Origin of the sequence: Streptomyces aureus (assembly GCF_001418135.1) — a bacterium.
Lineage (GTDB): Bacteria > Actinomycetota > Actinomycetes > Streptomycetales > Streptomycetaceae > Streptomyces > Streptomyces aureus_A.
This window is the reverse complement of sequence record NZ_LIPQ01000028.1, coordinates 1-12,283: the sequence shown is the minus strand read 5'-3', so window position 1 is coordinate 12,283 and position 12,283 is coordinate 1. Positions and strand designations below refer to the sequence as shown.

Sequence of the window (12,283 nt, the reverse complement as noted above, 5' to 3'; positions counted from 1 at the left end):
GGGGGAGGCGGCGGTGTGGCATGCGCCCGGGATGAGCTGGCGGGCGTCGGCCGCGCGCACCGTCGAGGTGTACCGGAAGGCGCTGGCGGAGACGCGCCGGCCGGTGTTCCCGGGTGGGGAGCGGATGGTGGGGCAGGGGCGGCGGCACGCCCCTGCCCCGACGGCCCCTCTCTCCTGGAGGAACGAGAAGGCCGTAGCGCAAGTCTAGCATCTCTTTTGGTTCGACCAAAGATATGGAGAGCTCCGGATGCGTCAATTCCGTTGCGGGGAAGGCGGATTGACGCATCCACGCCATGGCGAGTCCACGCAGAGACGAACTATGGATTCGATTCGGGGGCCGGGACAGAATGGAGATGTCTTCAGGGAACGCCCGGCGGCACGGGCCCCGGAAGGCGGAATTCACATTCCAAGTCCTGGAGGAATCATGTCCGTTGCGCAGAACGCCGGAATCCGCAAGACCGTCCGTCAGCTCCTGGTCGCGGTGGCCGCCTGTACCGCCGTCGCGGGCGGCGCCACCTTCGCCGTCGGCTCCGGCACCGACCACCCGGTCACCCCGCAGACCGTCGCCGGCGTCGCCGAGGACAACGGCTGGCCGGTCGTTCCGCCGAAGCCGTCCCCGACCAACTGACCTGACCCTTCCGGAATTTCGCCGGGCATATTCTTGCGCCGCCGGCCCCGCAATCGCTGCCACGATTGTGGGGCCCCGGCATTTCCGCGCCTCGGTCACGACGGCCCGCCATGCGGCCCCGCGCACCTGTCTCTGTCCGCACTTCCGCCCATTCCGGCATTCCCGCCGTCAGTCCAGCCAGCCGAGCCGCACCGCACGCGCCCCCGCCTCGAAACGGCTCGTCGCGCCCAGCTCCTGCATCAGCTCCGAGATCATCCGGCTGACCGTCCGCAGCGACACCCCCAGCGTGCGCGCGATCCGCTCGTCCTTCATCCCCGACGCGAGCATGTGCAGCGCCGCCCGCTGCTGCTCCGAAAGACCGTCGCCCCCCGCCTCGGAGATCGCCTCGTTGCCGTACGGGGTCGCCGTGTGCCAGCAGTGCTCGTACAGGCTCAGATACGGTCGTACGAGCGCGCTGCCCCGCGCCAGGATCGCACCCTCGCCCGGCTCCTCGGGCCGGATCGGCACCAGGGCGAACTGCTGGTCGGCGATGATCAGGTTCATCGGGACCACGGGGGCCAGCCGGATCTCCACGCCCAGCTCCGCCCGCTGCCCCAGGAACTTCTCCATCTGCGGGTCCGTGGCCTCCTGCCGGCCGTAGATGGCCCGCACCCGCACCCCGTTGGCGATCTGCCGCCGGTCCCGGTCGAGCATCCGGTCCGGGTTCTGCCGCCCCGGCATCCCCGGATGCAGCGCCGCCGAACTCTCCTGCATCACATCGGTGATGTCCTCGATGGCCTGCTGGATCCTGCGGTAGTCGGTCAGCGCCTCGACGTGCGCCTCCGCCTTCGTCAGCGCTTCGGCCCGCAGATAGGAACCCGCGAGGATCTCCAGCGTGCTGTACGCCTCGTCCGCCTCCGCCAGGTGCTCCCGCAGCCGCTCACGCTCCCGCTCCAGGAGCCGCAGCAGTGCGATCTCCGGGTCGATCGCCGCCACCGTGTCCGTCTCGGAACGCCAACTGCCGTCCTGCACGGCCGTGATGGTGGCATGCGCCTTGCCCGTCGGCACGATCAGTCCCAGGGTGAGGAGTTCGCCGCGACATCGCTCGTACTCCTCCGCCGCGAGCCCGAGTTCCCTGCGGACCTCCTCGAAGTCCGAGACGCCCCGACGGCGCAGCTCCTGGTACACGGCAAGCAGGACCTCGGTCGTGCCGTCCCCGATGCCGTCGCCCGCAGTGACCATGGCGAAGTGACCCCCTCATCCTCCGAGTCGCCCCGCCCTCACCTTGTCATACGGCTCGGCGGGAGTCCGTCGTGCAATGCCCGTACCCGTACCTGCACCTACCGTGACGCACCGGAACTCCTCGTACTAGGCGCCCTGTTCGGACCCCTCGCCGTCGAGCAGGCCGAGCCGCGCCGCCTTCACCCCCGCCTCGAAGCGGCTCGCCGCGCCCAGTTCCTGCATGACCTCCGAGAGCAGCCGGCTGACGGTCCGCAGCGACACCCCGAGACTCCGCGCGATCTGCTCGTCCTTGATGCCCGAGGCCAGCATGTGCAGCGCGGCCCGCTGCTGGTCGGACAGTCCGTCGCCGTCACCGCCGCTCCCGCCGGGCTCCTCGCCGTACCGGGAGGCCGCCTGCCAGCAGTACTCGTAGAGGGCGAGGTAGGAGCGGACGAGGCCGGGGCCGCGGGCCAGGATGGTGGGCGAGTCCGGGTCGTGCGGGTCCGTCGGCAGCAGGGCGAAGTTCTCGTCGGCGAGGACCATGTTCATCGGGACGACGGGGGAGAGCCGCAGCTCGACGCCGAGCGCGGCCCGGTCCGCCAGGTGCTGTGTCATCTCGGGCACGGTGCCGACCCGCCGGCTGTACATGGCGCGGACCCGCACCCCGCGGGCGGCCCGGCAGCGGTCCCGGTCCAGCTCGGCGGCCATGTCCTCGCGGCGTACGGACCCGGTGTGCATGACGTGGACGGCGGTACGGACGGACTCGGTGAGCTCGGTCAGCTCGCGCAGCACCCGCTGCGGGTCGGTGACGATCTCCACCTCGACCTCGGAGCGGGGCACGGCCCCGGCGCGCAGGAACGGTCCGGCGAGGGATTCGAGGGCGGTGTGCGCGCGGCTGGTCGCGGCGAGGCGCTCCTGGAGCCGGTCACGCTCCCGGCGGAGCAGCCGCAGCAGGGCGATGTCGGGGTCGACGACGGTCCGGTCGCCGGAGCGGCCCGAGGCGGTGAGTCCTAAGGAGGCGAGTTCCTCGCGACATCGCTCCCGCTCCTCGGCGGAGAGCTCCAGGCCGTCCGCCACCTGGTCGAAGGTGGTGCCGGGGCGGCTGCGGAGCTCCTGGTAGACGGCGAGAGCCTGCTCGCTGCCCGCGCGGGACACGGCGGCGTTTCTGGACACGGCGCAGCAGACTCCCCTCGGATCCACGCGGATCCTGTTGAATCGCCCCGCTAGACCCTGCCACAAAATCGAACGGCACGCACGGAGTTGACCGCCGACGCGAGTACGACGGCCGACGGCAGTCCCGGTGCCGGCCACCGCCCCGAGCGGCGGTCCGCGTACGGACCACGGGCCGCTCCCGTGCACCCGGCTGCGGCTCAGGCGGCGGGGGCGCTCGCCCGGCAGTCGGGGCACAGGCCCTTGAAGACGACCTCCGCGTCGTCCACGCGCCACTCCGGAAGGGCGCCCTCGGGCGCCGCGGGCGCGGCCGCCGCGACGTTCTCCACGCGGCCGCACACCGTGCACAGCGCGTGCTGGTGCGCGGGACCCGAGATCTCGAAGACCGCGGGCAGGCCGGGCCGGTCGAACTTGCTGACCAGGCCCGTCTCCTGGAAGTGCCGCAGCATCTCGTACACGGCCTGGCTGGTCAGCGTGCCGAGCCGCTCGCGGGCGGTGGTGGTGATCGCCTCGACGTCGAGATGGCCGCCGGCGGCGAGCACCGTGAGCACCTCCAGGCGCGGGCCCGTGACCCGCAGCCCGACGTCGCGCAGGCGCTGGATCACCGCCTCGCGGCCCGTCAGCTCTTCCACGACTGCCATCTTCTCCGCCCGCCCGCCCGCCATCTGGTCGGCTCAAACTTTTGTGGGCATCGTACCTCTTGCTCGTCAACCCCGTCAGGGCTCTGCGTCCGTCCGTCCGGTCGCGTCCAGTCGCCGGTCCTTCCAGCCGCCCGCCGTCCAGTCGCCGGCCGTTCAGCCGTCCGTCCTTCAGTCGCCCGCCGTTCAGCCGCCCGCCGTTCAGTCGTCCGTCCGGCACACGAGCAGGACGGACTCGGTCCGTTCGTCGATCCGGTGCCGCCGTCGGCCCTCGATGTGCAGACCCGCCGAGTGCAGTTCCGCCGCGAGCCGCTCGGGGTCGACGATCCACTTGTCGGTGGTCAGCACGACCCGCTCGGTGGACAGCTTCCCGGTCCTCGCCGCGTAGTACGTGATCCGCTCGCTCATCGACGGCAGGTCGAAGACCTGCCGGGCCACCACCCATTCGTCGATGCCGTCGAAACGGGGCACCTGGAACGCCCAGGTCCGCCGCGGCTCCGCGATCAGCCCCGGCAGCTGGTGCGCCGTGTAGTCGAGGGCGAGCGCCCCGCCCGTCTGCAGATGGGACGCCACCTCCCGCAGCAGCTCGGGCCGCCGCGCCGGGGGTACGGCGGTGACCATCGCGCCCGCGAGCAGCGCGAGTCGGTAGCTGCCGTCGAGCCGGAGCTCGGTGAGGTCCGTCCGGTGGGTGACGACGAGCCCGGCCACCTGCGGACCGATCCGGCGGGCCCAGCCGTCGAGGCGCTCCAGGGCCGAGGCGTCCCGGTCCACGGCTTCCACGGCGAAGCCGTGGCGGGCGAACGGGACGGCGAGCCGCCCGGCGCCGGAGCCGAGGTCCAGAACGGGTCCGCCGGTGGAGCGGGCGAGGCTGAGATACCGGACGATGTCCGCGCTGTGCGGGCCGAGCAGGGCGTCGTGCAGCCAGACGGAGTTCTCGTCGGCGGGGGAGACGGATTCGAGCCCGGGCAGGGTGTCCGAGGTGACCCGGACGCCGGCCCCGGGGGCGGGCTCCGGCTCCCGGCCGTATCGGGACGGCAGGACCGGAGCGAACGCTGCGGGCACGACGGGCAGGGAAGTGCCGCTCGGTGTGTGCATCGCTCCTCCAGGGGCTCGCTCGGTCCATGCCGTCCGGGCGAGGTACCCGTGCCGCCGGGGCCCGCGCCGCTGGACCCATCCTGACCTGGGGGAGGAACCCCGATCCACCGGATCGGGCTGCGTGAACACGCGATGGCGTGGATCTGCCACGCCCTGGAGTGCGGCTGTCGCTACAGCGTTCGGCTCCAGCGCCGGGCGGAGAGGGCGGCGAAGCCCAGGTGGGTGTAGAAGGGCAGTGCCGGGTCCGCCTCCGCGGGGAGTTCCACCCGCTGGTCGCGTGCGCCGAAGTTCCGCATCCGGTCCGTGGCGGCCGCCAGCAGGGCCGTACCCACACCTCGACGGCGGGAGCCGGACGCCACCGCGAGGGCGTACACCTCGCCCTCGCCCGGCACCGGGACACCGCCCGCGGCGACACCGACGACCGTGCCCTCCGTGTCGGTCGCGACGAGCCAGCCGAGCCAGCCGGGTGCGCCCCCGGGAATTTCAATTTCCGCGCGTATGCGGGGGAGTGCGCATTGTGCGGAGATCAGTCGCCGCATCGGGATTTCGTCCAGGATTCCCGCGTAGCTGCTCCGAATGACGTCGGCCAGCAGCCTGGATATCGTCGTCGCGTCGCCGGCCGCGGCCGTCCGAACGCCAGCCAGCTGCATCGGTTTTGTACCCTTCGACGTGCCGAGCCCGAGCCCCAACATACCCACAATAGCGGGGAATTCAGTTGTTCGTGACCGATGCGAAATCTACGAATTCGCTTAGTAAATAGCGTGGTTCGGCAGGCCGGACGTACTGATCGCACGTACTGAAGCGAGTCAATTAACCGGGGAAGGAACAGCAGGCGACGATCAAGGGCGTCATCGCGAGACCCGCGGCCGCGATGGTCATCAGACCGCGCAGGACGGGATGCCCGGCGCTGTGCGGAGTGAGGATGCGGCGCATCCGCAGCGCCGCCGACGGCCCGCCCGCCGCGAACGCCGACCGCGGCGCCCGCCCCGACGCGAGGGCGTACAGCGCCGTGGCGAGCGCGTCACGGGTGCACCGGCGCAACGCCCGGTCGTCCGCCGCCATTTCGAGCAGCAGCGGTACGGAGCCCTCCCCGTGCCGGGCGAGCGGCAGGCGTGAGAACACGGCCGCGAAGGCCTCCGACGCGGCGACGAGGAGATGGTGCCGCCCCGCGATGTGGGCCCGCTCGTGCGCGAGCGCCGCCGCGAGCTGGGCGGGCGTGAGGGCGTCCACCGCGCCCGAGGAGACGACGACCCGGCGCGAGCGGCCCGGCAGGCAGTACACGGCGGGGCGCTCGTCGTCGAGGACGGTCGCCCGCAGCGCGGGGTCGTACCGTCCGACGAGCCGCAGCACCCCCGCGTGCCGCACCCTCACCCGGCGGGCCCTGGCCAGCCGGCGGACGAACGCGGCGGCGGGCATCGAGAGCACGGCGAGGGAGAGCGCGAGGGCGAACCGCTCGCGCCCGTCGAGGCCCAGGAGCTGCTCGACCGTGGGGAGTTCGAACGCGAACATCATGTCCGCGAGGCGGTGGCTGCTGGCGCTCGACAGGACGAGCTGGGCCGGCAGCAGGGCGGTCGCGGCGGCGAAGGCGGCGCCGCACGCGGCCCACACTCCGAGGGCGAGCCGGGGCGCCTGCTGGGCCCAGCGCGCCCGGACGAGCAGCCAGGGGACGAGGAAGCCGGTGAGGACGACGAGGCCGAGCGGGACGAGGACGTGATGGTTCACGTTCACGCGCCGCTCCCGCCGCCGAGGTGCGGGTCGTGGTCGCCGCGGGCGGCGCGGAGGGCCGCGTCGAGGGCGTCCATGTCCTCGTCCGAGATGACCTCGACGAACCGGAGGAGGGCGGCGGGGCGGTCCTGACTGTCGCCGAGGGCGTCCCGCATCAGTCCGGCGGTGTACTCCTCGCGGCTGCGGACGGGCTCGTACAGCCAGGCCCGGCCGGCCTTCTCGCGGCGGAGCCAGCCCTTGCGGTGCAGGATGTCCGCGACGGTCATGACGGTCGTGTAGGCGACCCGTCGGCCGCGGTTGATGTCGTCGACGATCTCGCGGACCGTGGCGGGCCGCTGCCAGGCCCACAGTCGGTCCATGATCTCGGCCTCCAGCTCTCCCAGCCGGCGCACGTGCATCCCCTCCCCCTACGGGCGGCTCATCGTACGGGCCGGTCCCCTCGCTCAGGTATACCCCCCAGGGGTACGCTGGCAGGATGTCGACCCTCATGAGGATCCCTCCGCGGAACCGCCCCTGCGTGAAGGTCTGCGCCTCCGGCCCTCCCGGAGCGGTGGACTTGGTGCTCGTACGGCAGCTGCTCGGCCTCTGTCTCCGGATGACTCTCACGCTGTCCGCCGACTGTCCCCCGCGCAAGGGCGGTTGACGACGCCTCGCCAGTCCGTCATGTCACCCGGTCACGTCCGGATCAGGCGGGCGATCGCCTTCGAGGCCTCGCCCACCTTCACCTTCGCCTGGTCCCCGCCCTGCGCGATGGCCTCCGTGACGCAGCAGCTCAGGTGCTCGTCGAGCAGCGCCACCGCGCAGGACTGGAGGGCCGCGTTGATCGCGGAGACCTGGGTGAGGACGTCGATGCAGTAGACGTCCTCGTCGACCATCCGCTGCACCCCCCTGACCTGCCCCTCGATCCGGCGCAGGCGTCTGATGATGTCTTCCTTGTGCTGTCCGTAACCGGCCACGACGGGCTCCTCGGAGATTCGGCGGGGAAGGGCGGGTCCGCCGGTGGAACCACCGGCGGACCCGTCGATCAGTGGATGTCCGTCAGCGGTCGGCCGCCTGGAAGCCCCGCAGGCGCAGGCTGTTGCCGACCACGAAGACCGAGGAGAAGGCCATGGCCGCGCCCGCGATCATCGGGTTGAGCAGTCCGGCCGCCGCGAGCGGCAGCGCCGCCACGTTGTAGGCGAAGGCCCAGAAGAGGTTCGAGCGGATCGTGCCGAGCGTCTTGCGGGAGAGCCGGATCGCATCGGCCGCGGCCCGCAGGTCTCCCCGTACGAGGGTCAGGTCGCCGGCCTCGATGGCGGCGTCCGTGCCGGTGCCCATGGCCAGGCCGAGGTCGGCCTGGGCGAGCGCGGCCGCGTCGTTCACGCCGTCGCCGACCATGGCGACCGAACGGCCCTCCGCCTGGAGCTTCTTGACGACGTCGACCTTGTCCTGCGGCATGACCTCGGCGATGACCTCGTCGATGCCGACCTCGGCGGCGACGGCCTCGGCGACCGCCTTGTTGTCACCGGTGAGCAGGATCGGGGTGAGGCCGAGGCCCCGCAGCCGCCGGATGGCCTCGGGGCTGGTCTCCTTGACGGCGTCGGCGACCTCCAGGACCGCGCGGGCCGCGCCGTCCCAGGCCACCGCGATCGCGGTCCTGCCGGCCTTCTCGGCGGCGTCCTTCGCGGACTTGAGGCCCGCGGGGAGCGCCATGGCCCATTCGTCGAGGAGCTTCTCGCGGCCGACGAGGACGGCGTGGCCGTCGACGACGCCCTGGACGCCGAGTCCGGGGATGTTGGCGAAGTCCTCGGGGACGGGCAGCGTCCCCACCCTGGCGGCGGCCCCGGTGGCGACGGCCTGGGCGATCGGGTGCTCGGAGGAGTGCTCCAGGGCGCCCGCGAGCCGCAGGACGTCGGTCTCGTCGGTGCCCTCGGCGGTGTGGACCTTGATGAGGGTCATCCGGCCGGTGGTGACGGTGCCGGTCTTGTCGAGGACGATCGTGTCGACCTTGCGGGTGGTCTCCAGGACCTCGGGTCCCTTGATGAGGATGCCGAGCTGCGCGCCGCGGCCGGTGCCGACCATGAGGGCGGTCGGGGTGGCCAGGCCGAGGGCGCAGGGGCAGGCGATGATCAGGACGGCGACGGAGGCGGTGAAGGCCGCGGTCAGCCCCTGGCCGGTGCCCAGCCAGAAGCCGAGGGTGCCGAGCGCGAGCGCGATGACGACGGGGACGAAGACGGCCGAGATGCGGTCGGCGAGGCGCTGGGCGGCGGCCTTGCCGTTCTGCGCGTCCTCGACGAGCTTGGCCATCCGGGCGAGCTGGGTGTCCGCGCCGACGCGGGTGGCCTCGACGACGAGTCGGCCGCCGGCGTTCAGGGTGGCGCCGGTGACGGAGTCGCCCACGGAGACCTCGACCGGGACGGACTCGCCCGTGAGCATGGAGGCGTCGACGGCGGAGGAGCCCTCGACGACGGTGCCGTCGGTGGCGATCTTCTCGCCGGGGCGGACCAGGAAGCGGTCGCCGACCTGGAGTTCGGCGGTGGGCACGGTGACCTCGCGGCCTCCGCGCAGGACGGTGACCTCCTTGGCGCCCAGCTGCATCAGCGCCTTGAGCGCGGCGCCCGCCTTGCGCTTCGAGCGGGCCTCGAAGTACCGGCCGGCGAGGATGAAGGCGGTGACGCCGGCCGCGGCCTCCAGGTAGATGTTCCCGGCGCCGTCGGTGCGGGCGATCGTGAACTCGAACGGGTGGGTCATCCCCGGCGTGCCGGCGGTCCCGAAGAACAGCGCCCACAGGGACCACAGGAAGGCGGCGATCGTGCCGACCGAGATCAGCGTGTCCATGGTGGCGGCGCCGTGCTTGGCGTTCGTCCAGGCGGCGCGGTGGAACGGCCAGGCGGCGTAGACGACGACCGGCGCGGCGAGCGTGAGGCTCAGCCACTGCCAGTACTCGATCTGGAGCGCCGGGACCATCGCCATGGCGATGACGGGCACGGCGAGGGTGACGGCGGTGATCAGCCGCTGCTTGAGGGGCCGCAGCTCCTCGTCGGCCCTCTCCTCGTCGGAGGGGCCGCCGGGGGCGCCGGGGGCCTCGGACCGCGGGGGCGCGGGCTCGGCCGCGGTGTAGCCGGTGGCCTCGACGGTGGCGATGAGGTCGGCGACGTCGATGTCGGCGTCGAAGGTGACCTTCGCCTTCTCGGTGGCGTAGTTGACGGTGGCCTCGACCCCGTCCATCCGGTTGAGCTTCTTCTCGATACGGGCCGCACACGAGGCGCAGGTCATGCCGCCGATGGCGAGCTCGACCTGGGCGGAGCCCGGTGTCGTCGTTGTCATTAGCTCTTCCTGCTCCTCTTTTTCGGGGCTCGGTTCTCCCCCTCGCTTCGCCGGGGGGACTCCCACCGGGGCGCTGGAGCCGGGCTCACGGACCCGACCGTGCTCGCCTCCCTCGTTCCTCGGGAGGCTCCGCGCGCTCGGGTCCGTTCTCCGGCGCGCCCCTTCGGCTCGCTCGCCGGTCCCGGGGGCGGAGGCGCTGGTACGCCGGCGGCGGGTTTCGAGCACGGCGGCCGAGGGGGCTGTCGGTCAGGCGCGGCCGGTGAGCTCGTAGCCCGCGTCGTCGACCGCCGCGGTGATCGCGGTGTCGTCGGGCTCGCCGCCGGTGGTCACGGTGACGAGGCCTCCGTCGATGTCGACGTCGACGGAGATGACGCCGTCGAGCGCGCCGACGGACTTGGTGATCGCGGTCCTGCAGTGGCCGCAGGTCATGCCGGAGACGGCGTAGACCGTGACGGTGCTGTCGGCGACCGCGACGGCGGTGGCCTCCGTGGTGGTCGAGCAGCTGTTGTCGGGGGTGCAGCAGGAGCCCATGGCTTCTCCTCGGTCGGTTCGGTGGGACGAGATACCCTCGGGGGGTATCGGCTTCGGTTCCATGTATACCCCCCCTCCGTATCCGACGCAAGCAGTTCCCTGACTTGACTTGATACCCCCCAGGGGTATGGTGAAGTGCATCGAACGGCCCACCGGCGCCGCCACCATCCACGTACGGGAGAGCAGCCATGAACACCGGAGTGAAGATCACTGCCTATGTCGCCGCACTCGCCGCGACCTTCGGAGCGGCATACGGGGTCGGCGCGGGCGTCGGCCCCGTCGAGGAACCGAAGAAGGCCGGGCACGGGGAACACGCGGCCGCGCCCGCGCCGTCGAAGAGCGCGGCGGCGGACGGCCACGCCGGGCACGAGGAGGGCGCCCCCGCGAACACCCCCGGCACCACCGCCGCGAACACGCCCGGCGGCCTCCAGGTCTCCGAGGGCGGCTACACCCTGGCCATGGAGACCCCCGTCCCCGCTCAGGGCAGGAGCACTCTGAGGTTCTCCGTCAAGGACCCGGCCGGCAGGAAGGTCACCGCGTTCACCACCGAGCACGGCAAGGAACTGCACTTCATCGTCGCCTCGCGCGACCTCAACACCTTCCGCCACCTGCACCCCGTGAAGGCGGCCGACGGCACCTGGTCGGTGACCGCGGACCTGCCCGACGCCGGCGGGTACAAGGCCTTCGCCGACTTCAAGCCCGCCGTGCCCGGCGCCCGGGGCATCACGCTCGGCGTCGACCTCTCCGTGTCGGGGGCGTACGCGCCGAAGCCGCTGCCCGCCGTCACCCCGACCGCCACCGTCGACGGCTACCAGGTCCGCCTCGGCGGCACCCTCGACCCCGGCAAGGCCGGTGAACTCCGGCTCACCGTCACCAAGGCCGGAAAGCCGGTCACCGACCTGGAGCCGTACCTCGGGGCGTACGGCCACCTCGTCGCCCTGCGCGCCGGTGACCTCGCCTACCTCCACGTGCACCCGAACGAGGGCGGCCCGGGCCCGGACGTCTCCTTCACGGCCACGGCGCCCAGCGCGGGCACGTACCGCCTGTTCCTCGACTTCCAGCACGAGGGCAAGGTGCGGACGGCGGCCTTCACGGTGACGGCGGGCGGGGCAGGGGCCGGCGGCGAGGCGCCCGTTCCCGCGGCCGGCGAGGCCACGCACGATGCGGCAGGCCACTCGCACGGCTAGGCTGGCCAATGGACTAGACCTGTAGAGACGCATTCATGGAGGATGGGCTCGATGAGCAACCGTGCAGTCCTTGAGGTGATCGCCCTCGACGAGGAAGACGCGGTCGCCGCCCAGACCGGTGGAGCCGACCGGCTCGAACTCGTCACCGACATGGCGGCGGACGGACTCACCCCGCCCCGGACCGGCTTCGCCGCCATCCGCGCCGCCGTCGACATCCCCCTGCGCGTGATGCTCCGCCTCACCGACGGCTTCGGGGCGGGCGGCCCCGAGGGCGTCGACGCCCTGGTGGCCCGGGCCCTGGAGCTGCGCGAGGCGGGCGCCGACGAGTTCGTCCTCGGCTTCCTCACCCCCGACGGCGAGCCCGACCTGGTGGCCGTCGAGCGCCTCATCGCCGTCCTCGACGGCTGCCGATGGACCTTCCACCGGGCGATCGACCGCGCCGCCGACCGCGACGGACTGCGCAAGCGGCTCGCCGACCTGCCCGGCCTCGACACCTACCTGACGGCCGGCGCCGCCACCGGCGTCGACGACGGCGTGGCCACCCTCAAGGCCGAGGCCGCCCGCACGGGCGAGCCCGGCTACGAGGCCCGGATCCTCGTCGGCGGCGGCCTCCGCCTCGACCACCTCCCCGAACTGCGCGCGGCGGGCCTCGACGCCTTCCACATCGGTGGCGCGGCCCGCCCCCAGGGCTGGGCGGCCCCGGTCTCGGCGGACGCGGTACGGACGTGGCGCGAGGCCCTGGACGCGTAGGGGTTCCGACGGCGGCAGCGGGAGCACGGGACCGGCTCGGGGCGGGGCGGGGC

The 12,283-nt window shown here is 72.6% G+C and carries 13 protein-coding genes; 3 read left to right on the top strand and 10 right to left on the bottom strand.

The genetic code is table 11. The features are described 5' to 3' along the window. Window positions 1–424: 424 nt before the first annotated feature. The gene (locus tag AOK00_RS03295; protein ID WP_055598814.1) at window positions 425–628 is read left to right on the top strand and encodes a hypothetical protein; all 204 of its coding nucleotides are present in this window, start codon (window positions 425–427) and stop codon (window positions 626–628) included. 168 nt (window positions 629–796) lie between these two features. Here the strand turns inward: AOK00_RS03295 and AOK00_RS03290 are convergent, their stop codons facing one another. The 10 genes from AOK00_RS03290 to AOK00_RS03245 all read right to left on the bottom strand — a co-directional run bounded on the left by AOK00_RS03290 (window position 797) and on the right by AOK00_RS03245 (window position 10,293). Further along, window positions 797–1,849: a helix-turn-helix transcriptional regulator gene (locus tag AOK00_RS03290; RefSeq protein ID WP_055598813.1), complete on the bottom strand. Its 1,053-nt coding sequence runs from the start codon at window positions 1,847–1,849 to the stop codon at window positions 797–799. A 126-nt stretch (window positions 1,850–1,975) separates the two neighbouring features. Then, the gene (locus tag AOK00_RS03285) at window positions 1,976–3,001 is read right to left on the bottom strand and encodes a helix-turn-helix domain-containing protein (RefSeq protein ID WP_055598812.1); all 1,026 of its coding nucleotides are present in this window, start codon (window positions 2,999–3,001) and stop codon (window positions 1,976–1,978) included. A 197-nt stretch (window positions 3,002–3,198) separates the two neighbouring features. Then, window positions 3,199–3,639, bottom strand: coding sequence for a Fur family transcriptional regulator (locus tag AOK00_RS03280; protein ID WP_063886511.1), 441 nt, complete (start codon window positions 3,637–3,639; stop codon window positions 3,199–3,201). Between the two features lie 198 nt (window positions 3,640–3,837). Then, entirely contained in the window at window positions 3,838–4,698 is an 861-nt protein-coding gene (locus AOK00_RS03275) for an SAM-dependent methyltransferase (protein WP_159041680.1), read from the bottom strand. A 203-nt stretch (window positions 4,699–4,901) separates the two neighbouring features. Beyond that, complete coding sequence (locus AOK00_RS03270; RefSeq protein ID WP_055598810.1) at window positions 4,902–5,381, bottom strand: GNAT family N-acetyltransferase; 480 nt, start codon at window positions 5,379–5,381, stop codon at window positions 4,902–4,904. 160 nt (window positions 5,382–5,541) lie between these two features. Continuing rightward, the gene (locus tag AOK00_RS03265) at window positions 5,542–6,459 is read right to left on the bottom strand and encodes a M56 family metallopeptidase (RefSeq protein WP_254047224.1); all 918 of its coding nucleotides are present in this window, start codon (window positions 6,457–6,459) and stop codon (window positions 5,542–5,544) included. After that, the gene (locus AOK00_RS03260) at window positions 6,456–6,848 is read right to left on the bottom strand and encodes a BlaI/MecI/CopY family transcriptional regulator (RefSeq protein WP_055598815.1); all 393 of its coding nucleotides are present in this window, start codon (window positions 6,846–6,848) and stop codon (window positions 6,456–6,458) included. Before AOK00_RS03260 ends, AOK00_RS03265 begins: the two co-directional genes overlap by 4 nt. Before the next feature lie 282 nt (window positions 6,849–7,130). Beyond that, on the bottom strand, window positions 7,131–7,412 hold the full coding sequence (locus AOK00_RS03255; protein WP_015035316.1) for a metal-sensitive transcriptional regulator: 282 nt from the start codon (window positions 7,410–7,412) through the stop codon (window positions 7,131–7,133). 82 nt (window positions 7,413–7,494) lie between these two features. Next, window positions 7,495–9,762, bottom strand: coding sequence for a heavy metal translocating P-type ATPase (locus tag AOK00_RS03250; protein WP_055598809.1), 2,268 nt, complete (start codon window positions 9,760–9,762; stop codon window positions 7,495–7,497). A gap of 246 nt (window positions 9,763–10,008) precedes the next feature. Continuing rightward, complete coding sequence (locus tag AOK00_RS03245) at window positions 10,009–10,293, bottom strand: heavy-metal-associated domain-containing protein (protein ID WP_055598808.1); 285 nt, start codon at window positions 10,291–10,293, stop codon at window positions 10,009–10,011. A gap of 188 nt (window positions 10,294–10,481) precedes the next feature. Between AOK00_RS03245 and AOK00_RS03240 the strand changes: the two genes are divergently transcribed. Next, window positions 10,482–11,480: a hypothetical protein gene (locus AOK00_RS03240; protein ID WP_055598807.1), complete on the top strand. Its 999-nt coding sequence runs from the start codon at window positions 10,482–10,484 to the stop codon at window positions 11,478–11,480. A gap of 51 nt (window positions 11,481–11,531) precedes the next feature. After that, window positions 11,532–12,230 (top strand): copper homeostasis protein CutC, encoded by a 699-nt coding sequence (locus AOK00_RS03235; RefSeq protein ID WP_055598806.1) that lies wholly within the window; start codon window positions 11,532–11,534, stop codon window positions 12,228–12,230. Window positions 12,231–12,283: the final 53 nt, after the last annotated feature.